Annotated in this window: 20 protein-coding genes; 11 read left to right on the forward strand and 9 right to left on the reverse strand. The window is 73.3% G+C overall.

From position 1 onward, the window contains the following. Positions 1-102 precede the first annotated feature (102 nt). The 3 genes from OG199_RS23680 to OG199_RS23690 are packed head-to-tail and all read left to right on the forward strand — an operon-like array spanning position 103 to position 3,124. On the forward strand, positions 103-1,668 hold the full coding sequence (locus OG199_RS23680; protein ID WP_405831140.1) for a 4-coumarate--CoA ligase family protein: 1,566 nt from the start codon (positions 103-105) through the stop codon (positions 1,666-1,668). Further along, positions 1,665-2,399 (forward strand): enoyl-CoA hydratase family protein, encoded by a 735-nt coding sequence (locus OG199_RS23685; RefSeq protein ID WP_405831142.1) that lies wholly within the window; start codon positions 1,665-1,667, stop codon positions 2,397-2,399. Before OG199_RS23680 ends, OG199_RS23685 begins: the two co-directional genes overlap by 4 nt. After that, the gene (locus OG199_RS23690; RefSeq protein ID WP_405831144.1) at positions 2,396-3,124 is read left to right on the forward strand and encodes a TetR/AcrR family transcriptional regulator; all 729 of its coding nucleotides are present in this window, start codon (positions 2,396-2,398) and stop codon (positions 3,122-3,124) included. The genes OG199_RS23685 and OG199_RS23690 overlap by 4 nt, the downstream gene beginning before the upstream one ends. A 57-nt stretch (positions 3,125-3,181) precedes the next feature. On the opposite strand, the gene pdxH is transcribed toward OG199_RS23690, so the two are convergent. Next, positions 3,182-3,820, reverse strand: coding sequence for a pyridoxamine 5'-phosphate oxidase (pdxH, locus tag OG199_RS23695; RefSeq protein WP_356800712.1), 639 nt, complete (start codon positions 3,818-3,820; stop codon positions 3,182-3,184). A gap of 422 nt (positions 3,821-4,242) precedes the next feature. Between pdxH and OG199_RS23700 the strand changes: the two genes are divergently transcribed. After that, a complete protein-coding gene (locus tag OG199_RS23700) occupies positions 4,243-5,343 on the forward strand; it encodes a citrate synthase 2 (protein WP_401800392.1) in 1,101 nt (366 codons plus the stop codon). A 37-nt stretch (positions 5,344-5,380) separates the two neighbouring features. Here the strand turns inward: OG199_RS23700 and OG199_RS23705 are convergent, their stop codons facing one another. After that, positions 5,381-6,409 carry a 2-oxoglutarate and iron-dependent oxygenase domain-containing protein gene (locus OG199_RS23705; protein ID WP_356800686.1) on the reverse strand — a complete coding sequence of 343 codons (1,029 nt, stop codon included), beginning with the start codon at positions 6,407-6,409 and terminating at the stop codon, positions 5,381-5,383. 671 nt (positions 6,410-7,080) lie between these two features. On the opposite strand from OG199_RS23705, the gene OG199_RS23710 reads away from it, so the two are divergent. Beyond that, positions 7,081-8,463, forward strand: a complete 1,383-nt coding sequence (locus OG199_RS23710; protein ID WP_356800687.1) for a PAS domain-containing protein — start codon at positions 7,081-7,083, stop codon at positions 8,461-8,463. A gap of 201 nt (positions 8,464-8,664) precedes the next feature. On the opposite strand, the gene OG199_RS23715 is transcribed toward OG199_RS23710, so the two are convergent. Beyond that, positions 8,665-9,420, reverse strand: coding sequence for an SIS domain-containing protein (locus tag OG199_RS23715; RefSeq protein WP_356800688.1), 756 nt, complete (start codon positions 9,418-9,420; stop codon positions 8,665-8,667). Positions 9,421-9,866: 446 nt separating this feature from the next. On the opposite strand from OG199_RS23715, the gene OG199_RS23720 reads away from it, so the two are divergent. Both OG199_RS23720 and OG199_RS23725 read left to right on the forward strand, forming a co-directional pair. Continuing rightward, positions 9,867-10,559 (forward strand): metal-dependent transcriptional regulator, encoded by a 693-nt coding sequence (locus OG199_RS23720; RefSeq protein ID WP_356800689.1) that lies wholly within the window; start codon positions 9,867-9,869, stop codon positions 10,557-10,559. A gap of 933 nt (positions 10,560-11,492) precedes the next feature. Next, complete coding sequence (locus OG199_RS23725) at positions 11,493-12,359, forward strand: alpha/beta fold hydrolase (RefSeq protein WP_405831147.1); 867 nt, start codon at positions 11,493-11,495, stop codon at positions 12,357-12,359. A 570-nt stretch (positions 12,360-12,929) separates the two neighbouring features. On the opposite strand, the gene OG199_RS23730 is transcribed toward OG199_RS23725, so the two are convergent. From OG199_RS23730 to OG199_RS23740, 3 genes are all read right to left on the reverse strand, one after another. After that, positions 12,930-14,528 carry a transporter gene (locus OG199_RS23730; protein ID WP_405834650.1) on the reverse strand — a complete coding sequence of 533 codons (1,599 nt, stop codon included), beginning with the start codon at positions 14,526-14,528 and terminating at the stop codon, positions 12,930-12,932. A gap of 56 nt (positions 14,529-14,584) precedes the next feature. Further along, the gene (locus tag OG199_RS23735) at positions 14,585-15,361 is read right to left on the reverse strand and encodes an ABC transporter ATP-binding protein (protein ID WP_266699895.1); all 777 of its coding nucleotides are present in this window, start codon (positions 15,359-15,361) and stop codon (positions 14,585-14,587) included. A 109-nt stretch (positions 15,362-15,470) separates the two neighbouring features. After that, positions 15,471-16,133: a bifunctional DNA primase/polymerase gene (locus OG199_RS23740; RefSeq protein WP_405834652.1), complete on the reverse strand. Its 663-nt coding sequence runs from the start codon at positions 16,131-16,133 to the stop codon at positions 15,471-15,473. A gap of 297 nt (positions 16,134-16,430) precedes the next feature. Here OG199_RS23740 and OG199_RS23745 point away from each other — a divergent pair, with 297 nt between their 5' ends. Together OG199_RS23745 and OG199_RS23750 are read left to right on the forward strand one after the other, a co-directional pair. Continuing rightward, positions 16,431-17,816, forward strand: a complete 1,386-nt coding sequence (locus OG199_RS23745; protein ID WP_266699894.1) for a transcriptional regulator — start codon at positions 16,431-16,433, stop codon at positions 17,814-17,816. Positions 17,817-18,019: 203 nt separating this feature from the next. Next, a complete protein-coding gene (locus tag OG199_RS23750; protein ID WP_405831149.1) occupies positions 18,020-19,813 on the forward strand; it encodes a hypothetical protein in 1,794 nt (597 codons plus the stop codon). Positions 19,814-19,867: 54 nt separating this feature from the next. Here the strand turns inward: OG199_RS23750 and OG199_RS23755 are convergent, their stop codons facing one another. Further along, on the reverse strand, positions 19,868-21,172 hold the full coding sequence (locus tag OG199_RS23755; RefSeq protein WP_356800692.1) for an ABC transporter substrate-binding protein: 1,305 nt from the start codon (positions 21,170-21,172) through the stop codon (positions 19,868-19,870). Between the two features lie 117 nt (positions 21,173-21,289). On the opposite strand from OG199_RS23755, the gene OG199_RS23760 reads away from it, so the two are divergent. Both OG199_RS23760 and purU read left to right on the forward strand, forming a co-directional pair. Then, positions 21,290-21,790, forward strand: coding sequence for an SCO4402 family protein (locus tag OG199_RS23760; protein WP_356800693.1), 501 nt, complete (start codon positions 21,290-21,292; stop codon positions 21,788-21,790). A 72-nt stretch (positions 21,791-21,862) separates the two neighbouring features. Beyond that, on the forward strand, positions 21,863-22,744 hold the full coding sequence (gene purU, locus OG199_RS23765; RefSeq protein ID WP_405831151.1) for a formyltetrahydrofolate deformylase: 882 nt from the start codon (positions 21,863-21,865) through the stop codon (positions 22,742-22,744). Positions 22,745-23,035: 291 nt separating this feature from the next. Here purU and OG199_RS23770 read toward each other — a convergent pair whose 3' ends face one another. Both OG199_RS23770 and OG199_RS23775 read right to left on the reverse strand, forming a co-directional pair. Continuing rightward, positions 23,036-24,622 carry a zf-HC2 domain-containing protein gene (locus tag OG199_RS23770; RefSeq protein WP_405831153.1) on the reverse strand — a complete coding sequence of 529 codons (1,587 nt, stop codon included), beginning with the start codon at positions 24,620-24,622 and terminating at the stop codon, positions 23,036-23,038. Beyond that, positions 24,619-25,200 (reverse strand): sigma-70 family RNA polymerase sigma factor, encoded by a 582-nt coding sequence (locus OG199_RS23775; RefSeq protein ID WP_356800696.1) that lies wholly within the window; start codon positions 25,198-25,200, stop codon positions 24,619-24,621. The genes OG199_RS23770 and OG199_RS23775 overlap by 4 nt, the downstream gene beginning before the upstream one ends. Positions 25,201-25,369: the final 169 nt, after the last annotated feature.

The following is a 25,369-nucleotide window of genomic DNA, read 5'->3' on the forward strand; positions in this document are numbered from 1 at the left end:
CGAACAAGCCCACCGGCCAGCCCCCCAGGGCGCCACCGGTGGGTGCTCGCACCGAAGAACCCACCGGCCAGTCCCACCCAGCGAGCCGCTCCAGGAGGACCCGTGTTCCGCAGTGAGTACGCCGATGTCCCGGCCGTCGAGGAACCCATCCACGAGGCCGTCCTCGGCCGGGCCGCCGAGCGCGCGGACACGCCCGCGCTGGTCGACGGCGTCGACGGCACCACGCTCACCTACGGCCAACTCGACGGGTTCCACCGCCGGCTGGCCGCCGCGTTCGCCGACGCGGGCCTCTGCAAGGGCGACGTGCTCGCCCTGCACAGCCCGAACACCATCGCGTTCCCCACGGTGTTCTACGGCGCCACGCGCGCGGGGGCGTCGGTCACGACCGTGCACCCGCTCGCCACGGCCGAGGAGTTCGCCAAACAGCTGCGGGACAGCGCCACGCGCTGGATCGTGACCGTCTCACCCCTTCTGGAGACGGCCCGGCGGGCCGCGCAACTGGCGGGCGGGGTGCGGGAGATATTCGTCTGCGACAGCGCGCCGGGGCACCGGTCGCTGATCGACCTGCTCGGCTCGACCGCACCCGAGCCCCTGATCGACATCGACCCCGTGGCGGACGTCGCGGCCCTCCCGTACTCCTCCGGGACCACCGGCGTCCCCAAGGGCGTGATGCTCACCCACCGGTCCATCGCCACCAACCTGGCGCAGCTGGCGCGCTCGGTGCCGATGGACGAGGGGGAGCGCATCCTCGCGGTGCTGCCCTTCTTCCACATCTACGGGCTGACGGCCCTGATGAACGCGCCCCTGCGGCAGGGCGCCACCGTCGTTGTGCTGCCCCGCTTCGACCTCGACACGTTCCTCACGGCCATCGAGCGGCACCGCATCACGGGCCTGTTCGTGGCCCCGCCGATCGTGCTCGCGCTCGCCAAGCACCCGGCCGTCGAGGGCTACGACCTGTCGTCCCTGAAGTACGTCATCTCCTCCGCCGCGCCCCTGGACGCCCAGCTCGCCGCGGCCTGCGCCGAGCGGCTCGGCCTCCCGCCCATCGGCCAGGGCTACGGCATGACGGAACTCTCCCCCTGTACGCACCTGGTACCGCTGGACGCCACCGACGCGCCCCCGGGGACGGTCGGCAGGCTCATCGCGGGCACCGAGATGCGGATCGTCTCCCTCGACGACCCGGACCAGGAGCTGGGCGTCGGCGAGGCCGGGGAGATCGTCATCCGCGGCCCCCAGGTGATGAAGGGCTACCTGGGGCGTCCCGACGCCACCGCCGAGATGATCGAACCGGACGGCTGGCTGCACACCGGGGACGTCGGGTACGTGGACGCGGACGGCTGGCTGTTCGTCGTCGACCGGGTCAAGGAACTCATCAAGTACAAGGGCTTCCAGGTCGCGCCGGCCGAACTGGAGGCGCTCCTGCTGACGCACCCGGGCATCGCGGACGCCGCCGTCGTCGGGGTCTACAACGAGGACAACAACGAGGTCCCGCACGCCCACGTGGTGCGTCAGCGGTCCGCCACCGAACTGTCCGCGGGCGAGGTGATGATGTACGTCGCCGAGCGCGTCGCCCCGTACAAACGGGTCCGGGGCGTCACCTTCGTCGAGGAGGTGCCACGGGCGGCCTCCGGAAAGATCCTGCGGCGCGAACTGCGGGGCCGGTCATGACCGTCGTGCACGCGGACCACGACCGCGCCGTCGCCACCCTCACCCTCGACTCGCCCGCCAACCGCAACGCACTGTCGTCCGCGCTCGTGGGCGAACTGGCCCAGGAGCTCACGCGGTGCGGCGAGGACGACGGTGTCCGCGCGGTCGTCCTCGCGCACACCGGCAACACGTTCTGCGCGGGCGCGGACCTGCGCGACCCGCCGCACCCGGACGCGCTCGTCGGTCTGCTGCGGCAGATCGTCGGACTGCCCAAACCGGTCGTGGCCCGGGTGACCGGGCACGTCCGGGCGGGCGGCCTCGGTCTGCTGGGCGCCTGCGACATCGCCGTCTCCTCCGCCGAGGCCACGTTCGCCTTCACGGAGGTCCGCATCGGCGTCGCGCCCGCCGTCATCTCCCTCCCCCTGCTGCCCCGCACGGACCCGCGCGCCCTCGCCCGCTACTACCTCACCGGCGAACGCTTCGACGCGGCCGAGGCCGTGCGGACGGGACTGCTGACCGCGACGGGCGACGACGTCGACGTGACTATTGCCCCCGTCCTGGACGGTCTGCGCCGGGCTTCCCCGCAGGGCCTCGCCGAGACGAAACGGCTGCTCACGGCTAAGGTGCTGGAGGCCTTCGACCAGGACGCGGTCGCCCTGACGGCGCTCTCGGCCGAGCTGTTCTCCTCCGTACAGGCCCGCGAGGGGATGACGGCCTTCCTCGAACGACGGGATCCCGCATGGGTGGTGTGAGCACGGCGGAAGCCTCGGACGACACGACGGACGCGACGGACCCGGCAGATCCGCGGCCCACGGAACGTACGGGGGACGCGGGGGACGCGGGGGACGCGGACCGTACCGGCCACGCCGCGGCTCAGGGCTCGCGCGGCTCCCGCCCTCCGCATGTCCCGAAGCAGGACCGCAGCCGGGCCACCCGGCAGCGGCTGCTGGCGGCCGCCGTGGCCTGCCTCGCCGAACGCGGCTGGGCGGGCTCGACGGTGGCCGTCGTCGCGGAACGCGCCGGTGTCTCCCGGGGCGCCGCGCAGCACCACTTCCCGACCCGCGAGGACCTGTTCACGGCGGCGGTGGAGTACGTCGCCGAGGAGCGCTCCACGGCCCTGCGCGCCCTCTTCCCGGAGGGCGCCGCCGACCGGCGCGCCGTCGTCGCGGCCCTGGTCGACCTCTTCACCGGCCCGCTCTTCCGGGCCGCCCTCCACCTCTGGGTAGCCGCCTCCAACGAGGAGCAGCTCCGCCTCAGGGTCACCGAACTGGAGGCCCGCGTCGGCCGCGAGACCCACCGGATCGCCGTGGACCTGCTGGCCGCGGACGAGTCCCGCCCAGGAGTACGGGAGACCGTCCAGGGTTTCCTCGACATGTCCCGCGGTCTGGGTCTCGCCAACCTCCTCACGGACGACGCCGCGCGCCGGGAGCGGGTGGTCGCGCAGTGGGGCGAGATCCTGAACGGGGTACTGGACTGAGCCGGGCCGGCTCACGGGCTGAGCCGCGCCCGGTTCACGGGTGGCGCCGCGCCAGGTTCACGGGCTGAGCCGCTCCACCTTCCAGCCGCCGTCGGACTCCGCCGTGTACCGCAGCCGGTCGTGGAGGCGGTTCTCGCGGCCCTGCCAGAACTCGACCGTCCGCGGGGCGACGCGGAAGCCGCCCCAGTTCGGGGGGACCGGGACCTGCTCACCCTCGGGATAGCGGGCGCTCAGCTCCGCGTAGGAGGAGTCCAGTGCGGTGCGGGAGGGGACGACCGAGGACTGGGCGCTGGCCCAGGCGCCGAGCTGGGAGCCGTGCGGGCGGGTACGGAAGTACGCGGCCGTCTCGTCGCGGCCGGTGCGGCGGGCCGTCCCGGTGACGATGACCTGGCGGGCCATCGGATGCCAGGGGAAGAGCAGCGACACGTACGGGTTGGCGGCCAGCTCCCGGGCCTTGCGGGAGTCGTAGTTGGTGTAGAAGACGAAGCCCTGCTCGTCGTACTGCTTGAGCAGCACCGTGCGGGAACTGGGCCGCCCGTCGGCGTCGGCCGTGCCCACGACCATCGCGTTCGGCTCGTACACCACACCCTGCACGGCGGCCTGCGCGGCCTGCTTGAACCAGCGGGCGAACTGGTCCATGGGATGCGGGGCGAGATCGGACTCCACCAGTCCCTCGGCGCGGTAGTGGGCGCGCATCGCGGCGGGGTCGGTGCCGAGTTCCGCGGCGGCTCCTTCTCCGGCCTGTTCTTCGGCGGCGGCCTCGGCCGCGCGCTGGACGAGGGGTTCGGCGGATTCATCCGGGTAACGGTCGTTCACGCGGTCATCTTGCCGTACTTCGACCCCCACTCGGCGGGAGTGGGGTTCATCACTGCGTGGCACTGAGTGCCGCGTGCCCTCCCCAACGGTGGCACTCGGGGATATCGTGCTGCTGCCGCTCCGGTGGGGTGACCGCCGGCCGCACGGGGCATCACCGGGAAGACGTACCGGACCACGAGTCCACGAGCCGACCGTGGAACCGGACGTCGACCACCCGTCACTGGCGCATGGTTTCCCACGGCACGGTCCATCGCACCACCCGCCCGCAGACCCCTGTCGCACACATCATGAGGAGCCGCCTGATGTCCGACTTCGTACCCGGACTCGAAGGAGTCGTCGCGTTCGAGACGGAGATCGCCGAACCGGACAAGGAGGGCGGCGCACTGCGGTACCGGGGCGTCGACATCGAGGATCTGGTCGGTCACGTCTCCTTCGGAAACGTCTGGGGACTCCTCGTCGACGGCGCGTTCAACCCCGGCCTGCCGCCCGCCGAGCCGTTCCCGATCCCGGTCCACTCGGGTGACATCCGCGTCGACGTCCAGTCCGCGCTCGCCATGCTCGCCCCCGTCTGGGGCCTCAAGCCCCTCCTCGACATCGACGAGTCGCAGGCCCGCGAGGACCTCGCCCGCGCCGCCGTCATGGCCCTCTCGTACGTCGCCCAGTCCGCCCGCGGGCAGGGCCACCCCATGGTGCCGCAGAGCGAGATCGACAAGGCGCACTCGATCGCCGAACGCTTCATGATCCGCTGGCGCGGCGAGCCGGACCCCAAGCACGTGGCCGCCGTGGACGCCTACTGGACGTCCGCCGCCGAGCACGGCATGAACGCCTCCACCTTCACCGCCCGCGTCATCGCGTCGACCGGCGCGGACGTGGCGGCGGCGCTCTCCGGAGCCGTGGGCGCGATGTCGGGCCCGCTGCACGGCGGCGCCCCCTCCCGCGTCCTCGGCATGATCGAGGAGATCGAGCGCACCGGGGACGCCGAGGCGTACGTCCGACAGGCGCTGGACCAGGGTGAACGCCTGATGGGCTTCGGTCACCGCGTCTACCGCGCCGAGGACCCGCGCGCGCGGGTCCTGCGCCGCACCGCCCGTGACCTCGGCGCCCCCCGCTTCGAGGTGGCCGAGGCGCTGGAGAAGGCCGCCCTGGCGGAGCTGCACGCCCGTCGCCCGGACCGGGTCCTGGCGACGAACGTCGAGTTCTGGGCCGCCATCGTCCTCGACTTCGCCGAGGTCCCGGCGCACATGTTCACCTCGATGTTCACCTGCGCCCGCACGGCCGGCTGGTCGGCGCACATCCTGGAGCAGAAGCGCACGGGACGGCTCGTACGGCCGTCCGCGCACTACGTGGGCCCCGGCCCGCGCGGCCCCCAGGAGATCGACGGTTACGAGCGCATCGCCCACTGAGCCCGCCGCCGGGGCCCGCCCCGCGGGCCGCCGGTCATCACGCGGGCGTGAGCAGCTCCGCGTGATGACGGGCGGCGACCAGCGGATGGGCCCGCAGCTTGCCCTTCAGCTCGTTGAACCCGTACTCGGCGAAGAGCGGGTTCGTCGGGTCGTCGGTGATCCCGGGCGCGGCGGACGCGTGCGGGAAGACCAGCGGCTCGACACGGGCGTCGAGGCGCGGGTTGTAGAAGAAGGGCACGGAGAACCGCTCGGTGGCCCCGGGCGGGCTCACGACCCGGTGGTTCGTGGCCACCAGATAGCCGTTGGTGGCGACCTCCAGCAGCTCGCCCAGGTTGACCACGAACGCCCCCGGCAGCGGCGGCACGTCGTGGAAGAGGCCGTCCGCCCGCTGCACCTGGAGCCCGCCCACGGTGTCCTGGAGCAGCAGCGTCAGGAACCCGTAGTCCTTGTGCGCGCCCACGCCCTGACCCGCGCCGTCCCCGGAACTCCCCGGGTACCGCACGAGCTTCAGATGCGGATGGGCCCGCTCCCCGAAGATCGGCTCGTAGAAGTCGGCGGGCGCCCCGATGGCGGTCAGCAGCTCGCGCAGCAGCCGTGCCGCGACCGAGCGGAGCCGGTCGATCCAGGCCAGGGCGGCGGTCCGCAGCTCCGGCAGCGCGGCGGGCCACTGGTTGGGGCCCTGGAGCCACCAGTAGGCGGGCTCATCCGCGCCGGGTGTCCGCGCGGGCCGCTCGGCGCCTATGTCCAGCTGGTCCCGCCAGTCCCGGCTGCCGCCCGTGCGCTCGTCGCCGGTGCGGGTGTAACCGCGGAAGTGGGGCGAGCCGACGTTGTCGAGGGCGAGCCGGTCGGCCTCGGGCAGTGCGAAGAAGCGGTGCATGGCGTCGAGCAGGGCGTCGGTCTCGGCCGCGCTCACCCCGTGCCCGACGAGCTGGAAGAAGCCCACGTCGTGGGCCGCGCTGTGCAGTTGCGCGTGGAGCAGGGCGCGGGCCTGGGGACCGCGGTCGGCCGCCGAGAGGTCGATGATCGGAAGCTGGTGGTACGGCGAGGAAGACGGGTACGTCGTCATGAGGTGCGTCCGCGGGGGTGTACGGGGTGCCCGTGGGGGCCGCCGGGGATGGGGCGGGGGCCACGGGAGCCGGAGGAGAGAGGTGAGGGCCGAGGTCAGACGCTGGGCCGACAGCCCATGCTCGTGACGCGCACGTAGTCCACGTGTCGGCGTCGGACGAGCATCGGAAGCATGGGCCAAAGAGTACTGCGGACCCTCACAAACGTATGTGTCGCACCTCACACGCCCCGCACAACGCAGGCGACCCGCGAGTTCGGGTCCCTCCGCCTCGCGGCGGAGGAGCCGGCCGGACGTACCGGCGAACTCACGGGTCGGGTGACTGCTGGAGATTGGGCCGGCTGCGCGCTGCTTCACGCGCTGGTCCGGCACCGCACTGAATGGGGTGACGGGCCGCTAGCCCGCAGCCACCTCACGCGTCCGGTTTGCATACATCTGCCGAACCACCTCCTCTCTCGTGTGCACCACACCTTAGGAACCGATCGCGGACCGCTCAACTGTTTTTTCCGACGGGTTCGCGCATGCCGGGACAGGTGGGACGGAATTCCCGGCGCGCAACGATTTCGTCCAATCTTCGGGGAATCAGGTGTGGGCTGGGTCACGTTCGAGTTGAATGACTGCCAGTGAGTGAACTGTCTCGCCGTACGTGCGGACGCAGCCTGCAGGGGGTCCAGGTGAGTGCTTCCCGACGTAGTGGGACCACCGATGAGCTGGGGCCGGACGAGCCCGAGCCGGATGGTTCGGATCTCCTTGCCGCGCTGCTGGACGGGATGGACGCTGCCCTGTGCGCGTTCGACGCCGACGGCGTCGTCACCCATTGGAACCGGGAGGCCGAGCGGATCCTCGGCTGGACCGCGGCCGAGGCCGTCGGGCGGCGCGGATTCGCCGGGTGGGCCGTGCGGACCGCGGACGCCGAGGAGGTCGAGGGGCGGCTGCTGTCCGCCATGGAGGCCCCGGGCCGGCAGGTGAACGAGTTCGCGCTGCTGACCAAGGACGGCGGCCGGGTGCTCGTCCGGACCCAGTCCGCCGCCGTGCGCGGGCCCGACGGCAAGCCCGCGGGGGTGTACTGCGCCTTCAGCGAGGTGCACGCGCAGATCGACCTCGAACGGTCCATCGCCCTGAGCGAGGCGCTGTTCGAGGACGCCAGCTGGGGCGTGGTGCTGGTCGACGCGGACCTGCGGCCCGCCGTGGTCAACGCCCACGCGGCCCGTGCCCTCGGGACGGGGCGTACGGCGGTGCTCGGACGGCCCCTCGGGGAGTTGCTTTCGCAGGGTGTCGAGGAGCTGGAGAGCGCGCTCACCCACGTGCTCGCCGAGGGCGCGCCGCCCGCGCCCGCCGAGATGTGGGTGAGCGTGCGCTCGGCGGAGGGCGAGAAACGGCGGTGCTGGCGCAGCGGCTTCGTGCGGCTGGCCTCGCCGCTCACGGAGGAACCGGTCCCGCTCGGTGTCGGGTGGCTCTTCCAGGACGTCACGGAGGCCAAGCAGACCGAGCAGGAGGCGGCGCTGCTGCGGTTCCGGGCCAATCAGCTGCACCGGGCGGCCCGGGCGGCGGCCGAGTGCGAGGACCCGGGCGAGGCGGCCACCGTCCACCTGGACTTCTCGCTCGCCGGATTCGCCGACCACGCGCTGATCGACCGTGTGGCCGGCGGCCCGGTGGCCGACGACGAAGGGCCCGTGCGGCTCGTACGGGCCACCGCCACGCCCGCCGGCGCGCCGGGGCCGAGCCTGCTCACCGGAAAGGCCGGGCTGCCCGTGCGGTACGCCGAGGGGCACCCCGCGCTGCAGTGCGTGGAGCGGGCCGGGTCCGTGCGGGCCAGCTCCGGCGAGAGCACGCCCGAGCGGACGCGGGAGTGGGCCGCGGCCCGTCAGTGGCCGGCGGACTCGGTGCACGCCCTGTGCGCGGTGCTGCGCAGCCGGGGGCGGACGCTGGGTGTCGTGACGTTTCTGCGCGGGGCGGGGCGCAGCCAGTTCGAGCGCACGGACGCCACGTACGCGGAGGATGTGGCGGTACGGATCGCCATGGCGCTGGACCTGGAGGGGCTGGCGGAGCGGCCGTAGGCGCGGCGCGACGGCCTCGCGAGGGTGCCGGCGGCTCTTGGGTCTCTGGGACCTCCGGGACCGGTGGGACCTCCGGGACCGGTGGGGCCTCCGGGACCGGTGGGGGCGTGACGGCCACGGGGGTCAGTCCCGGGCCGGAGCGGGGACCCCGCGCCGGTGTCCAGGACGAAGGGCCGAGTGCCGGTGTCCTGGACGCGCGGCTCAGCGCCGGTAGAAGATCCGGTCCCCGTACTCCGTCATCACGCGGCCGTTCCACTCGTGGCCGCCGTCGACGTTGCCCGAGCGCAGCAGCGGCGGCTCGATGCCCCGCCCGGCCAGCGCGCCCGCGGCCGTGGCCATGACGGCCTGGAGCAGGGCCGACGTGACGACAGTGGAGGCGGGGGCGAAGGGGGCCTCGATGGCGTCCAGGGTCAGTTCCGCGTCCCCGACCGCGATCTTCGAGTCGAGGACGATGTCGCAGTGGTCCTTCAGATACGTGCCCGAGACGTGCCGGGACGTCGTCTCCGAGGCGTAGGCGACCGAGGTGACCCCGATGACCTTCACGCCCAGCGCGCGGGCGTTCATGGCCATCTCGACGGGGAGCGCGTTGCGGCCCGACAGGGAGATGATCACGAGGAGGTCGCCGGAGCGGAGCGGGCTGCAGTCCAGGACCGCGCTCGCGAGGCCGTCGACCCGTTCCAGGGCGGAGCCCAGCGTCGCGGGCATGACGTCGACGCCGACCACGCCCGGCACCGTGAGCAGGTTCATCAGGGCGAGGCCGCCCGCGCGGTAGACGACGTCCTGCGCGGCGAGCGAGGAGTGCCCGGCGCCGAAGGCGAACAGCCGGCCGCCTTCCGCGACGGTGTCGGCGATGAGGGCGCCGGCCGCCTCGACGTCCTCGGCGCACTCGTCCCGCACCCGCTGGAGCAGGCCGATCGCGGCGTCGAAGAACTGCCCGGCCAGCTTGCTGTCGCTCATCGGCGAAGCCCCTTAGAAGTCGCGTCGGCACAGGGCCGGCGAGCGGGCGAACCGGCGGCCCGGCACAGCCTTGCTCCCGTCGTGTCGCGGATCACGTTGCGGTCTGGACCAGTGCGCTGTCAATACGGCCCGCGAGAGCGACACTGGGCGCAGGGCCGCCGACGCGCGGCCCGACGGCGGAGCCGCCGCCCGCGGGCACCACCCGCCCGCGGGGCGCCGCACACCTGTGGACGACGCCCGACCCCGGATGCGCGTCCGGGCGCCGGTCGTGTCCGATCCGGCCGGGCCTCGGCCCGCGTCGCCGCGGAGGCGGCGGAGACACTCGTCATCGTGTGGTTCCCCCGGCGAGGCACGGTTGTCAGTGGTATGCGTCAGAATTGAGTTCAGCGCCAGCGCACAAGCCGGTGAGCCACCGAGCCTCCGGCAGAGCTAATCGAGGGGCACGTATGTCCGGACTGATCGACACCACGGAGATGTATCTCCGCACCATCCTCGAGCTGGAGGAGGAAGGCGTGGTCCCCATGCGCGCCCGGATCGCCGAGCGGCTCGACCAGAGCGGACCGACGGTCAGCCAGACGGTGGCCCGCATGGAGCGCGACGGTCTGGTGGCGGTCGCCAGTGACCGCCACCTGGAGCTCACCGACGAGGGCCGCCGCCTGGCCACCCGGGTGATGCGCAAGCACCGCCTGGCCGAGTGCCTGCTCGTCGACGTGATCGGCCTGGAGTGGGAGCAGGTGCACGCCGAGGCCTGCCGCTGGGAGCACGTGATGAGCGAGGCCGTCGAGCGGCGCGTCCTGGAGCTGCTGCGCCACCCGACCGAGTCGCCGTACGGCAACCCGATCCCCGGTCTGGAGGAGCTCGGCGAGAAGGACGGCGCCGACCCGTTCCTGGACGAGGGCATGGTGTCGCTGGCCGAGCTCCACCCGGGCCTGGACGGCAAGACCGTCGTCGTACGCCGGATCGGCGAACCCATCCAGACGGACGCGCAGCTGATGTACACCCTGCGCCGGGCGGGTGTGCAGCCCGGCTCCGTGGTGAGCGTGACGGAGTCGGCGGGCGGCGTGCTCGTCGGCAGCGGTGGTGAGGCGGCCGAGCTGGAGTCGGACGTCGCGTCCCACGTGTTCGTCGCGAAGCGCTGACGCGCCACGGGCGGCGGCGGGCGGCGGGCAGCCGCCCGGTGGCCGTGGACGGTGTGCGTGCCGCGGACGACGGGTGTTCCGTGCGGAGCGCCTGCGTCCGGTGGCCGTGGGCGGACGTCGACACCTCGGTGCGCGTCCCCCGGTTCCTGAGCCCGCGAGGGGCAGCCCCCGGGCGCGGGCCGCGGGGCCCGGCTTAGGCCGGACCCCGGGGTCCGCTCCCGGGAGCCCGCCGGACACGGCCGAGACACGCGGTCCGTGTCACCACCGGGCGCCGTCGAGCCTGCTGCCGGACCCCTGCCCGCCCGGTTCGGCTGTGTCAACTCCTGGGGCTGCTGGGGTAGTTGTGGTACCTGCGCTGCCCCGTCGAAACCAAGATTCAGTGTGCCGAATCGCAGCGGCGAGACCATTTGCGTGCGAGGCTGTCGCGTGAGGCATATGACCTGAGGACTCTTGACCGTGTCCGAGAGGGATGTCGCGCGGTCGGGGAGGGGGCGGGGAGGATGTGCCGCAGACAGGGAGAGGGCCCCGGCACCAGATGGCGCCGGGGCCTGTCCTCCCCTGTGCTGACCCGGAGCCCCGAGCTCCCAGGGTCATCCCCTTCGGACCGTTGTCCCCGAGCGGTCCGCCTCCCGCTGAAGATCTCCCCTCGGCAGCGGCCGTCAATCCCCGCTCATGGTCACTCGAACGAGGGGTGTTGTCGCCGAGCGGGCTATTTTCGAATGCCTATTCGATAATGTGGCGGCGAACGGCGGGCGTACGGAGTACACCCGGAGCGGCAGGTAGAGCGGCACACGGAGCGGCACACCGCCGGTATCGGCACATCAGCGGTGGCGGCGCCACGACAGCGGCAGGAAGCGGCACGGAGCGGTACGAGGGACCGGCGGGCTCGAGTGGGAGCGGGCGGTCCGAGCGAGCTAGGGGGGTGCCAGACCTATGGTGCGGCGCATCGACGTGACAGGCGCGGGCGGCCTACGCCTGGCTGCGTGGGAGTTCGCCGATTCTCCCGAGAACGATCCTCCGCCGGGCCCGCCGGCCCCCGGGGTGCTGTTGCTGCACGGCCTCATGGGCCGCGCCTCGCACTGGGCGTCCACGGCCCGCTGGCTCTCCGAGCGGCACCGCGCCGTCGCGCTCGACCAGCGCGGCCACGGCGACAGCGACAAGGCGCCGCAGGAGGAGTACACCCGCGAGGCGTACGTCGAGGACGCCGAGGCCGCCCTCGAACAGCTGGGTCTCGCCCCGGCCGTCCTCGTCGGTCACGCGATGGGCGCGCTGACCGCCTGGCAGCTCGCCGCCAAGCGCCCCGACCTCGTCCGCGGGCTGGTCATCTGCGACATGCGGGCCTCGGCGTTAGGCGCCGCGTCGCAGCGGGAGTGGGAGCACTGGTTCAAGGCCTGGCCGATGCCGTTCGCCTCGCTCGCCGACGTACGGAAGTGGTTCGGCGAGGACGACCCCTGGGTGGAGCGCCCCAGCCCGTCCCGCGGCGAGTTCTACGCCGAGGTGATGCGGGAGGCGGCCGACGGCTGGCGTCCCGTCTTCGAACCCGACCAGATGCTGAGGTCCCGCGAGACCTGGGTGTACGACGCCCACTGGGAGGAGCTCGCGCAGGTCCGGTGCCCCGCCCTGGTCGTCAGGGGCCTGGACGGCGAGCTCGGCCGGGCCGAGTCCCAGGAGATGGTCCGGGTCCTGCCGCACGGCCGGTACGCGGAGGTGGCCGACGCCGGCCACCTCGTGCACTACGACCGGCCGGCGGCCTGGCGCACCGCGATCGAGCCGTTCCTCGACGGCGTCCTCACCGGCTGACCGGGACCCGGGACCCGGGGCCCGGGTCCCGGCCCGCGCGCCCTTGGGGCGTGTCCGCACGGTCGCGCCTGCCGCACGACGCCCGCGCGCTCCCCGCTGCCCCAAGGTCGGGGGAGGTGCCCCCACTCGCCGACCGCGCACGGCGCCGAGTACGGCGGTACCAGGGCCTGCGCCCGGCGCACCCGGAGCGCGCACGGCGCCGAGTACGGCCGGTACCAGGGCCTGCGCCCGGCGCACCCACACCGCGCACGGCGCCGAGTACGGCCGGTATCAGGGCCTGCGCCCGGCGCACCCACACCGCGCACGGCGCCGAGTACGGCCGGTATCAGGGCCAGCGCGCGGCGCATCCGCACCGCGCCGAGTACGGCCGGTATCAGGGCCAGCGCGCGGCGCACCCGCACCGCGCCGAGTACGGCCGGTATCAGGGCCAGCGCGCGGCGCACCCGCACCGCGCACGGCGCCGAGTACGGCCGGTACCAGCGCCCGCGCCCGGCGCACCCGGAGCGCGCACCGGACGCCGCGAGGCAGGCCCTTCGGGCGGACGACGGGACTTCACGGACACGCCCCGGCTCACCCCTTGCTCACCGCCGCCAGGATCTCCGGCAGCCGCCGGGCCGTCCGTGGCGCGGCCATCCGCAGCCCCAGCAGCGCGATCAGCGCCCCGTACCCGGCCCCCAGCGGCAGCAGCAGCCAGCCCCACCGGTCTCCGTCCGCCGACACGTTCACCCAGATCGCGAGAGCGATGACGGGGGCGCTCAGCAGCGCCGCCGAGACCATCCCGCCGAAGATGGAGATCCAGGCGAGGCCCGCCTGCCCGGGGGCCACGTTCTTGTAGCCCTCCTGCGGGATCGAGTACGGGAAGCGGGCCGACGACCAGGCGCCGGTGGCCAGCATCGCGCCGAGCAGCGCGAAGGACAGCCCCAGCACCTCGGGCAGCTGGGTCCAGTCGCCGAGCAGGGCGGTCGTCAGGACGCTCACGAGCGTCGCGTACGGCAGGGTGATCAGCAGCAGCGCCAGCGCCCGCCCGCGCAGTTCGACATACGCGTCGCGCGGGGACGAGATCGTCATCGCGACCATCCAGAACGCGGACGTGTCCTGTCCGAACTGGTTGTACATCTGGATCCCGAGCATCCCGGCCGCGAAGCACGCGAAGTAGACCGAGCCGGTGCCCTGCAGCGCGTTGAACACGGGCACGATCAGTCCGATGGCCAGCGAGGTCACCCACGCGGCCTTCGTCTTCGGATCCCGCCACACGTACCGCAGGCTGCGCTCCATGACCGTTCCGGTGCGTCCCGACGGCAGCAGCCGCCCCAGCCCCGACGGGCCCCTCTCCCGGGCGGGCTCCGCGGTCCGCAGGGTCGAGCCGTCCGGTGAGGTCATCAGGCGGGTCAGATGCCGCGACCACAGCGCCAGCAGCCCCGCCAGCGCGGCCACGCCCAGCGCCAGTTGAACGGCCCCGGCCCCGTACGAGCCCTTGCTCACCGAGTCGACGGCGCCGATGGCCGAGGCCGGCGGCACCCACCGCAGCACGTCCGCCACCGGGTCGAGTTCCGCGAGGCCGCCCGCCGAACCGAGCCGCTGCGCACCGAAGTTGACCAGCTGTGCGCCGACCGCGATGACCAGCCCGCTGAGCACCGCGAGATCGCGGCCCTTGCGGCTGGACAGCAGCCGGATGTTGGCGGCGGCGACGGCGCGCGCGAGGGCCACGCAGACGAGCAGGCCCACGGCCACGGCGACGACGGCGGTGACGTACGCCGCCGTGCCGTGCGCCACCGAGATGACGGATCCGACGAGCAGGCAGAGCGTGAACAGCGGTCCGATGCCGACCAGCGAGGCCGCGAGCAGCGCCTTGACGAGCGGGCGCGGCCGCAGCGGCAGCATGACCAGCCGGGTCGGGTCGAGCGTCTCGTCGCCGCTCGGGAAGAACAGCGGCATCACGGCCCAGCCGAGCGCCAGGACCACCACGAGCGGCACGGTGACGGAGACGGCGTGCGGGTTGCCGCGCAGGGCGATGAGGCCCAGCAGCTGGAGGGCGGCGAAGAGGAGGACGAGGACGACCGAGGTGAGGTACGCGGCCCGCCGCCCGCCCGACTGCCGCAGCCCGTTGCGCAGGAGGGACAGCTTCAGCCGTACGACGACGGGGGTGATCGACGCGGCGGAGCCGGGCACGGAGGAGCTCGCCGGCGTGCCCGACGCGGTGCTCGCGGGGATGCTCGCCGGGGTGCTCACCGTGCGCCGCCGCCCAGCCAGTCGAGGTCGGCCCCGGGGGTGCGGCCGTGCGCGCCGACGAGTTCGAGGAACGCCTGCTGGAGGGAGGGCGCGTCGCCGCGGACCTCGGCGAGCGGGCCGTGGGCGCGGATGCGCCCCGCGACCATGACGGCGACCCAGTCGCACAGCGACTCGACGAGTTCCATCACGTGGGAGGAGAAGACGACCGTGGCACCCGATCCCGTGTACCGCTCCAGGACGCCGCGGATGGTCTGCGCGGAGACGGGGTCGACGCCCTCGAACGGCTCGTCGAGGAAGAGGACTTCGGGGTTGTGGAGGAGAGCGGCGGCGAGGCCGATCTTCTTGCGCATGCCCGTCGAGTAGTCGACGACGAGCTTGTGCTGGGCGCCCGCGAGGTCGAGGACGTCGAGGAGCTGAGTGGCGCGCTTGTCCACCTCCGCGCCGGGCAGCCCGCGCAACCGTCCGGTGTAGGCGAGGAGTTCGCGCCCGGAGAGCCGCTCGAACAGCCGCAGGCCCTCGGGCAGGACGCCGATCCGGGCCTTCACCGCCGCCGGGTCGCGCCACACGTCACGGCCCACGACCTCGACGGTGCCCTGGTCGGGCCTGAGCAGTCCGGTCACCATCGAGAGGGTGGTGGTCTTCCCGGCCCCGTTCGGGCCGACGAGCCCGATGAACCGGCCCGCGGGCAGTTCCAGGTCGATCCCGCCGACGGCGACCTGCTCCCCGAACCGTTTCCAGAGCCCTTGCACGTGTACGGCTGCTCCTTGGGTCATGTAGGCACCCTACGGGGGAGCGCCCTTGTTCCAAGGGGGCGGGGAACCGTGCGACCGGCCACGACGGAGCCGAGCCGGATCGGAGCCACGGTCCTACAGCCCTACCGTCCTACCGGTCCCGTCCGCACGCGTAGGCGAGCGGTGAGATCAGTTCCTCCACGTCCGGCAGCCAGCGGTTGGCGGGCGTGGGGCGGCAGGCCCACTGCACGGCCCCCCGGGATCCGAACCGGGTCGGCGGGGCGGCGACGTACGAGCCCTCGCCGAGCGCGACGAGGTCGAGCGAGGCCGGCGGCCAGCCGAGCCTGCGTACGAGGTCGGGGACCTTCGCGGCGGCACCGGGGAGCACGAAGAAGTGCATGCGCCGGTCCGGGGCGCAGGTGACCGGGCCGAGCGTCAGCTCCATCCGCTCCATGCGGGCGAGCGCGAGGAAGCCGGCCGACTCGGGCACGTCGATCGCGTCGAACGTACGCCCGGTGGGCAGCAGGATCGACGCCGTGGGCTGCATCGACCACATGCGGCGGGCGACGGTCGCGCTGCCGGTCGCCTGCGTGGCCCAGTCGTCACGCGCCGGATGCGCGCCGGGCGCGGGGCACCCGCGGTCGCCGCAGGAGCAGCGCTGGGTCCCGTCGGCGGTTTCCAGCCAGGCACCCGGGAACACGTCCCAGTGGCGTTCCTCGGCATATCGCACGGCGGTGTCCAGCAGCGATTCGCCGCGCTGCTTCGGGATCTGGGCGGCCTCGGGCCCCGCGATGGTCTCTTCCACGATGAACACAACTCTGGCGGCCACGGGGGGTTACGGGCGCCCCGTGCGCGGGGGAGGGGCATCGTTCCCGCATGTGGGGCGCATGGATGCACGGGTGGGGGCGCGCGTGGGGAACGGCAGCGGGGGGTGGGTAATCAGGGGAGGGGTCGGGCAACCGCCCCTACCCCGGCAATCCTCACATGTCTCGCATCTTCGGTATGTCTGCGGGGTATTGATCTTCACGGCCGGCCTCGTTCCTTGTCGTCGGCCGGTGAGGACACGTCAAATCGGTGCGTGGGCAGGCACCGCAGCCACAGGGGGTACGCCATGGCCGCAAGGCCGCTCGTCGCGCGGCAGCCGAACGAACGACTGCAGGCGCTCATCCAAGAAGCGGGCTGTTCCAACGCCGGCCTGGCCCGCCGGGTCAACATGTGCGGCGCGGAGCACGGCCTCGACCTGCGCTACGACAAGACGTCCGTGGCCCGCTGGTTGCGCGGCCAGCAGCCGCGGGGACGGGCGCCCGCGATCATCGCGGAGGCGCTGGGCCGCAAGCTCGGCCGTACGGTCACGATCGACGAGATCGGCATGGCCAACGGCAAGAACCTCGCCTCGGGCGTCGGCCTGCAGTTCTCGCCGACCGTTCTGGGTGCCATCGAGCAGGTCTGTGAGCTGTGGCGGAGCGACGTCGGGCGCAGGGACTTCCTGTCCGGCTCGTCCGTCGCCGCCTCCGCGCTCGTCGAGCCCAGCCGAGACTGGCTGATCTCCGCGCCGGACTCCCAGGTGGCGCGCGCGGCGGGCCCGCGGGTGGGGCTCTCGGACGTGGCGGCGGTCCGCGCGATGACCCAGGCGCTGGTGGACCTCGACCACCAGTACGGCAGCGGCCATGTGCGCCCGGTCGTCGTGCACTACCTCAACAGCGTGGTCTCCGGCCTGCTCGCGGGCTCCTACCGGGAGGCGGTCGGGCGCGAACTCTTCGCCGCGGTGTCCCGGTTGACGGAGCTCGCGGGCTACATGGCCATCGACACAGGTCAGCCTGGCCTCGCCCAGCGCTACTACATCCAGGCGCTGCGACTCGCGCAGGCGGCCGGGGACCGGGGGTACGGCGGCTACGTACTCGCCGCGTCCATGAGCCACTTGGCGGCGCAGCTCGGCAACCCGCGCGAGATCGCCCAGTTGGCACGCGCCGCCCAGGAGGGCGCGCGGGGACGGGTGACACCCCGCGCGGAGTCGATGTTCCACGCCGCCGAGGCGCGCGGTCACGCGCTGTTGGGCGACGCGCGCGCCGCCCAGGTGGCGACCGGGCGCGCGGTCACCGCCCTGGAGTCCGCCGACCCGGCCTCGGGCGACGACCCGGCGTGGATCGCGCACTTCGACGAGGCGTATCTCGCCGACGAGTTGGCGCACTGCCATCGTGACCTGGGGCAGTCGGAGGCGGCCGCGCGGTGCGCGGAGGAGTCGCTGGCCGGGCATCCGGAGTCGCGGGCCCGCCGCCGCGCCATCGGCTATGTGCTGCTCGCCACCGCGCAGGTCCAGCAGCGGGAGGTGGAGCAGGCGTGTCACACGGGGCTGCGGGCGGTCGAGTTGCTGGGCACGCTGCGCTCCAACCGCGGCGCGGAGTACCTGGAGGACCTGCAGCAGCGTCTCGATCCGTACCGGGACGAACCGGTGGTGAGGGAGTTCGGGGCAAGGCTGGAGCTGCAGGCGGCGGCGTGAACGTTTTGTACGCGGAGGTGTGAACGGCGGGAAAACGACGGCCTGGTGCGGGAGGGAAGGGGAATACAGCGCACGGCGGGGCGTATTCGTTACCCCGGTCACAGGGGGCGGGGGTGATGACCTGTGCTGCGTGGCACGGGCTCGTGGGGACCCGGTAGCGTGAGCCGACGATTCCGAAAGGTCCCCCATCAGTAGGAGTCCCGGTGACGCAGAGTGGACAGGGCGAGCAGCCCTCGGCGCGCCCCGCGCGTGAAGGCATCGTGCTGCCCTCCGACGGTGGCGAGCCGCTGCTGCCGGGCATGACGGGCGACCAGGCCGTTCCGGCGGGAGGCCGGTCCTGGGACCGGCCGTGGGGTCCCGACCCCGCGACCGCCCCCGCCCCACAGCCCGGCGAGGGCTGGGGGCCGCAGGCGAACGGCACCCAGGCCTGGGGCGAGCCCGGTGCGCACCAGCCCGCCGAGCCCGGTCCGGACTGGGGCGCCCACGACGTGTCCCAGGGTTCCGCCGGCTGGTCGGCGGGGTCGGACCAGGCCCCGGACGCGCGCTGGGGCGCGTCGGGCCGGCAGGACGCACAGCAGGCACCGCAGCAGGCGCCGGGTGCCGGGCCGCTCCCGGCCGAGGGCGCGCAGCCCCAGCCCTACGGCGGGCAGCAGTCCCCGTCGTACGGCGGCCACGGGACGTCCTCGTACGACAACGGCTCGTACGAGAACGGCTCGTACGGGAACGGACAGGCCCAGGCGTACGGCGCTCAGGGCGGCCGGCCGCACGACGGGTACGCGGGAGCGGGCCCCGCGCCGCTGCCGCACGCCGTCGGCCCGGGGGCTCTGCCTCCCGCCGCCGACGAGGGCGCCACGCAGTACATCCCGCCCGTCCCGGCCGCCGACGAGGGCGCGACCCAGTTCCTTCCGCCGATCGGCCCCGGCGCCCTGCCGCCCGAGGTGAGCGGGGGCGGCGGGCAGTTCCCGGGGCACGCGCCCCAGGGGATGCCCGGCGCCGGTTCGCCGCCCCCGGCCGCGAACCCGGACGCCGAGGCCACGCAGTACATGGCTCCGGTGCCCGCCGATCCGGCCGGGACGTCGTACGGGATACGCCCGGGCGGCCCGGAGGACCGGCAGCCGCCCGCGGAGTTCGACAATCTGTTCCGCACCGAGCCGGGCGCACCGGAAGGGCCGGCGTCCACGCAGCAGCTTCCGCGCTTCGAAGCGCAGGCCCCGCACACCCCACAGACCCCGTACGCCGCGCAGGACCCATATGGCGCGCAGACTCCGCACACCCCGTACGCCACGCAGGCCCCGGGGGCGCCCGGTGGACCGGGCGGGCGCGCCGCCACCCGGCGCGGCGCGGCACCCGAGGGCGGTGGCGGACGCGGCGGCTCGCGCCTCCCGCTGATCGCCGCCGTCGGCATCGGCATCGTCGTGCTCGGTGTCGGCGCCGGTGCCCTGCTCAGCGGCGGTGGGAGCGGTGACAGCGCGGACGGCGGCAGCAAGAACGTGTCGGCGACGGCCGCCGCCACCGAAGGGTCTGCGTCCGCGGGTGCCGACCCGGCCAAGGCGCAGGCCGTAGCGCTGGACAAGCTCCTCGCGGACAGCAACAACAGCCGTGACTCGGTCGTCAAGGCCGTCGAGAACGTGAAGGCGTGCAACAACCTGGGCCAGGCGGCCGGCGACCTGCGGGACGCGGCCAAGCAGCGCGCCGGGCTCGTCACCCGGCTCTCGGCCCTCTCCGTCGACAAGCTGCCGAACCACGCCGCGCTGACCAACGCGCTGAACAACGCGTGGAAGGCCTCCGCGTCGGCCGACAACCACTACGCGGCCTGGGCCGACCAGGTCGGCGGCAAGAGGGGCTGCAAGGGCGGTCACGCCCGCGCCACCGGCCAGACCCAGGCGGCCAACGCGGCCAGTGGCACCGCGAGTGCGCAGAAGTCGAAGGCCGCCGGGCTGTGGAACGCCATCGCGTCGAAGTACGGACTGACGCAGCGCACACCGATCCAGCTCTGAAAACCGCTGGGGCCCGCCCCGCCGGATCATCCGGCGGGGCGGGCCCCAGGCGTTTCAGTGCTGGTCCGCGTTCTCCAGTGTCGTCGACACGTCCTCGAATCTGCCGTCGCCGGCGGGGACCAGCTGACCCTGCCGCACCACCTGGAACGTGACATGGGCGTTGACCAGGCGCGGGAAGTCGACGGCCGCGATCAGGTCCTCGAAGCGCCAGCTGAGCGTCGGGGTGAGCCGGCCCGTGGTCACCTTGAGGCCGTTGTCGAGGGTCTGCCGGATCGCGCTCGAGGTCACGTCGCCGCCGAGCGACTCCACGATCTGCTTGAACACGTTGTACGCGATCCAGGTGGTCTGCACCCCGGCGTCCGCGGGGTCGATCCGGTTGTCGCCGAAGGCCTGCTCCTTGATGACCTTGCGCATCGGGTCCCAGCGCGCATCGCTGGCCACCGGGTACCAGCCGGTGACGTACGCGCCCTCGTACGGGCCGGACTTCCCGCCGCTGGCGTCGATCCGTGACTGGTCGACGCTGCCGAGCACCGTGCCCGTCCCCACCTTCGGATAGTCCCCGCGGCTGCGCCGGAAGGAGTCCATGAAGGTGTCCGTGCGGTCCCCCAGCGCCGTGACCACGCACCCGGTGCTCTGCGGGTTCGCGGTCGCGCGCTCGAGAGCGCGCTTGGCCTGCCCGGAGTACTCGGTCGCGTCCTCGGCGGCGCGCTGGTCCTCGGCGGGCGCGTGGTGCTCCGACTTGAGGCCCGAGTCGAGCAGCACCGGGAGCTGGTCGCCCGCGACGGTGTCGGGACGGATCAGCGACACCGGGCCGCACTTCGTGCCGAGCTGCTCCCCGAGGCCGGCCAGCAGCGCGGGCGCGCCGCCGTTGATCGGGTAGGAATCCGGGCTCGTGAACTCGTCGTCGGTGACGCCGTAGCCGCCGATGTACGGGATGCCGGCGGCCTCGAGCGGAGCCAGGAACGAGCGGGCGTGCTGACTGTACGAGCCGACGACAGCGACCACGTCCTCCTTGGCCGCCCGCCGGGCGCACTGCGCGGCCCCCACCGTGTCGTTGTGGTCGTTGCAGGTCAGGACCGTGAGCTTGTGGCCCTTGATGCCACCGTGCGCGTTCACCCAGCGGGCGTAGGCCTCGGCCAGCGCGGGCATGCCCGGCTTGTTGGTCGCGGCGGTGTCCTGAGGAGCCCAGGTCATCACCTTGATGGTGTCGTCCCCGGAACCCCCCAGGACACCGGGCACGACACCACAGCCGACGGCGAGCGAGGCACACGCGGCCAGCGCGGCCGCGGACAGCAGCCAGGCTCTGGCGCGTCGGGGGTGAGTGGGCGGGGTGGTGCGGGTGCGTCGCCTGCCGGTCATGGACACGCACGATTCCCCCACATCACTAACCCGCGTGTGACCCGCGGTCAACGCCGGGTGACATCGAGGTGAAGGGGAGGGGCGGATGATCTGCTTTTCATGAGGAACGTACGATCGGTGACCGTGCAAGGTTCGGAGAACTCTTCCCGTCGCGGCCGTCGCTCCCCCACCATGGGCGGCATGCCACTGAACGACATGCCGTGGTGGCGCTGGCGCAGCAATGTGCGCTCCGCGCTGCACATGCTCTCCGACCCCGCCTTCCAGCGTGATGTCTGGCTGGCCGGCGTCGACGGATACGGGGACGTCACCGATGCCGTGTACCGGCTGGTCGAGGACACCTGGCTGGACAACTGGTCCGCCGAGAAATACGTCGGCACGATCTTCCGGGACTCCCAGGAGGCGGCCCTCGTCGACACCGCGGTGCTCCGCGTCCTGCGGATCATGCACCAGGTCGGCCCCGACGCTCCCGTCTCCGCGTACGTCGACCACGCCGCCTGGCCGGAGGCGGTGCGGGCGGCGCGTGACGCGCATGTCCGGCTGGCCTCGAGCGACGGCGAGGACCCCGATGTCCCGCCGCGGACGCTGGAGGTACTGCGGATCATGACGCGCGCGGTGTAGCGCTTCGGCGCGGGCGTCCGCGTGGCGGGACGGTCGTCCGTCGCGGGGCCCCGGTATGAAACCCTGTGCCGCATGAACGAGCAGTCCGTGCGCGCCGCCGAGCCCGCCGAGCAGTACGTCCTGACCCTCTTCTGCCCGGACAAGAAGGGGATCGTGCACGCCGTGTCGAGCTACCTCTTCATGACCGGCTGCAACATCGAGGACAGTCAGCAGTTCGGCGACCACGACACGGGCCTGTTCTTCATGCGCGTCCACTTCTCGGCGGAGTCGCCGGTGACCGTGGACAAGCTGCGGGCGACCTTCGCGGCCATCGGTGACTCCTTCCACATGGACTGGCAGATCCACCGGGCCGAGGACAAGATGCGCATCGTCCTCATGGTCAGCAAGTTCGGCCACTGCCTGAACGACCTGCTGTTCCGGGCGCGGACCGGGGCGTTGCCCGTCGAGATCGCGGCCGTGGTGTCCAACCACACGGAGTTTGCCGAGCTGGTGAACTCGTACAACATTCCCTTCCGTCACATTCCGGTGACCAGGGACACCAAGGCGCAGGCCGAGGCGGAGCTGTTGGAGCTGGTCAGGGCCGAGGACGTCGAACTGGTCGTCCTGGCCCGCTACATGCAGGTGCTCTCCGACGACCTGTGCAAGCAGCTCAGCGGCCGGATCATCAACATCCACCACTCCTTCCTGCCGAGCTTCAAGGGCGCCAAGCCGTATCACCAGGCGCATGCCAGGGGCGTGAAGCTCATCGGCGCCACCGCGCACTACGTCACCGCGGACCTCGACGAGGGGCCGATCATCGAGCAGGAGGTCGAGCGGGTCGCCCACGACGTGACCCCCGACCAGCTCGTCGCGCTCGGCCGGGACGTGGAGTGCCGGGCGCTGGCGCGTGCGGTGAAGTGGCACGCGGAACGCCGGATCCTCCTGAACGGCCGCCGCACGGTCGTCTTCGCGTAGCTCGGGCGGCTCCTGCCCGGGGGCTGCCGCCCCCGGACCTCCGCTTCGGCCTGAACGGCCTCGTCCTCAAACGCCGGACGGGCGGAGATGCGGGCCCGCGCTGGAGATCTCGGCGTGTGCTGCATGGTTCCGGCCGGGGTCATGTCTTTCAGCCCGTCCGGCGTTTGAGGACGAGCCCTTCGGGCGAAGCGGGGGTCCAGGGGGCGCAGCCCCTTGGCGGGGCCTGGGGCGGAGCCCCAGGGACAGGACGGGTCGGGTAGGGGCGGCGGGGGCGAGAACCGCCCCCGGCGCCTACATCCGGCTCAACGCCGCCGCAGCGAACAGCACATCCCTGATCGCCTCCCGGTCACCGACCTGCCCCGCCGCGGCCTCCTCCGGCGACACATGCCCGGCCGCCAGCCGGCAGAACTCCACTCCGTCCAGCGCGACATGAGCGACCTCGTGCTCGGCGGACGCCTCAGCGGCCGGCGAGTCGAGCGGAATCAGCCACTCCCCGCCCCCGGCCCCCTCGATCTCCAGCCGGAGACTGCGCCCGGGCGCCCCCGCCGCGACCAGATGACGCGACGCCGGAGCCGCCCGCCCCACCCGCCGCCGCTCGGCCAGCGACACGGGCAGCATCCGCGCCGCGAGGTCGATCATCCGGTGCAGATGCCGCGGCGCCGGCGGCTCGTACGGATAGTCCACCGCGTCCGCGATGTCCCCGGCGTGCACCCAGCACTCGAAGGCCCGGTCCAGCATCGAGTCACGGAGCGGCAGCGCGAAGCCGCCGTAGGACACGGCGAGCCGCCCGGAACCCCCGCCCGCGAACGCCACCGTACGGACGAGATGGTGGCTCTGCTCCCGCCAGGGCCTGCGCACGGCCCGGGTGGGCGGGAAGTGCGAGGCACGCCAGTAGGCCTCCGTGCGCCCGGTGGGCGTCGCGGCCTCCGGCGCGGGCAGGTCCAGCCCCGCCGCCTCCCCGGCCGCCGCGGCGGCGGCCTCGGTCTCGGCCCGTACTCGCGCGGCGGTCCCGCCGAGCGGGTCGTCCAGTCCCAGCGCGACCCCGACCAGCCCGTCCACGCTGAGCAGATGCGCGATCACCCCGGCGACCGTCGTGCGACGGCTCACGGGCCCGTCGTCCTCGAACCAGCGCAGCCGCACCGGGGCATGCCACTCCGCGTCCGCTATGTCCTGAAGCAGCGCGTCGAGCCGCGCGGTCTCCGCGTCGTAGGGTGCCGCCCACTCGGGCACCGGGATGCGCGGCGGACGCCGGTCGAGGCAGCTCTCCAGGACCCGGGTGCGCAGCGCGGGGTCGAGGTCGAGGCTCTCCGGCGGGTGCAGCAGCCCGACCGCCCCGCGCAGCCGCAGCGCCTCGTCCGCGCACGCGCCGCACTCCCCGAGGTGCTCCTCGACCGCGGCGGTCTCCTCCCCCGAACACGCGGCCAGCGCCCACGCGCCGAGCAGGGACTTCAGCACCCGGTGCTCCAGGACGAGCGGCACGGGCGCGGGCAGGGGCAGTCCGGTGTCCTCGACGGACGGACGCGGTGTCGGTATGCGCGACGGCTGTCCGGTCCCGGCGGAACCGCCCGAACCGCCGTGGTCCCCGGCGCCGTGGTCCCCGGCGCCGCGGCCCCCGGCGTCCCGGGCACGGGCGCCCCCGACACCGTCACCGCGGGCATCGCCGACATCGCTGTCACCGCCTTCGGAACCAGCGGGACCACGGCTCTTCCCCTCGTGCGACGTCTCGTGTTCCTTCCCCCGCCGCTCCCTCTCCGAGTGCTCCGAGTGCTCCGAGTGCTCTACGCGCTCCGAATGATCCACGTGCTCCACGCGCTCCTGTGACCCCTTGCCGCCCTCGTGCTCGTCGAAGGCGTCGGACCGGCCCGCTCCTTCGGTCACCGCGCACCCCCGAACCCGGGCGGCGTGCCGGAGGACCCGGCGTCGTGGGCGGTGGACAGCAGTTGCAGACCGAGGCGGAGCCGGCGCCGGGCCTCGTCCTCGGTGACGCCGAGGTCGGCGGCGGCCTGGCGGTAGTCGCGGCGCTGGAAGTACGCCAGGTCCAGCGCGGCCCGCAGCGGGGTGGGCATGGACGTGACGATGTAGTCCGCGCGGGCGGCGACGGACGCACTGCGCACCTTGCGCTCCAGCTCCTCGGTGGTGCCCCCGCCCTCCAGGGCGAGCGCGGCGGTCTCGGTCGCGCGCAGCCGCTGCACGGCGAGCCGATGGGTCAGTGTGGCGACCCAGGAGCGCAGCGGGCCCTGCTTCGGGTCGTACGACTCGGGGTTCTCCCAGACATGGACGAACACCTCGCGGGTGATCCCGTCGGCGGCCCGTTCGTCGCCGAGCACGCGGTGCGCGAGGCCGTGCACCAGCGAGGCGAACCGGTCGTAGAGCTCACCGAGCGCCGCCGCCTCCCCGCGTGCGAGCCGCTGCTGCATCTTGCGGTCCCAGCGGGGCGGTGCGTCCTTCGCCGCCATACGGCCCCCTCACCCCTGCTCGTGCCCGGTGTGTCTGCTCGTGTCCAGCCTGTGCGCATCGCTGTCTCGAATGTAGTCGGCACTCAGGACAGCGCACGCCCCTTTACGCCAACGTGCGCCCCTGGGCGGCCCGGGAATGGTAAAAGCCCTCACTTCCCCCCGCACATCC

The organism is Streptomyces sp. NBC_01176 (assembly GCF_045039825.1).
Lineage (GTDB): Bacteria > Actinomycetota > Actinomycetes > Streptomycetales > Streptomycetaceae > Streptomyces.

Coding starts and splice junctions, on each gene's coding strand:
- purU (WP_405831151.1), top strand. CDS start 21,863: ATGAACGAGCAGTCCGTGCGCGCCGCCGAGCCCGCCGAGCAGTACGTC.
- OG199_RS23705 (WP_356800686.1), bottom strand. CDS start 6,409: ATGACGACGTACCCGTCTTCCTCGCCGTACCACCAGCTTCCGATCATC.
- OG199_RS23685 (WP_405831142.1), top strand. CDS start 1,665: ATGACCGTCGTGCACGCGGACCACGACCGCGCCGTCGCCACCCTCACC.
- OG199_RS23755 (WP_356800692.1), bottom strand. CDS start 21,172: ATGACCGGCAGGCGACGCACCCGCACCACCCCGCCCACTCACCCCCGA.
- OG199_RS23715 (WP_356800688.1), bottom strand. CDS start 9,420: ATGAGCGACAGCAAGCTGGCCGGGCAGTTCTTCGACGCCGCGATCGGC.
- OG199_RS23720 (WP_356800689.1), top strand. CDS start 9,867: ATGTCCGGACTGATCGACACCACGGAGATGTATCTCCGCACCATCCTC.
- OG199_RS23745 (WP_266699894.1), top strand. CDS start 16,431: ATGGCCGCAAGGCCGCTCGTCGCGCGGCAGCCGAACGAACGACTGCAG.
- OG199_RS23775 (WP_356800696.1), bottom strand. CDS start 25,200: ATGGCGGCGAAGGACGCACCGCCCCGCTGGGACCGCAAGATGCAGCAG.
- OG199_RS23725 (WP_405831147.1), top strand. CDS start 11,493: ATGGTGCGGCGCATCGACGTGACAGGCGCGGGCGGCCTACGCCTGGCT.
- OG199_RS23700 (WP_401800392.1), top strand. CDS start 4,243: ATGTCCGACTTCGTACCCGGACTCGAAGGAGTCGTCGCGTTCGAGACG.
- pdxH (WP_356800712.1), bottom strand. CDS start 3,820: ATGCGCGCCCACTACCGCGCCGAGGGACTGGTGGAGTCCGATCTCGCC.
- OG199_RS23735 (WP_266699895.1), bottom strand. CDS start 15,361: ATGACCCAAGGAGCAGCCGTACACGTGCAAGGGCTCTGGAAACGGTTC.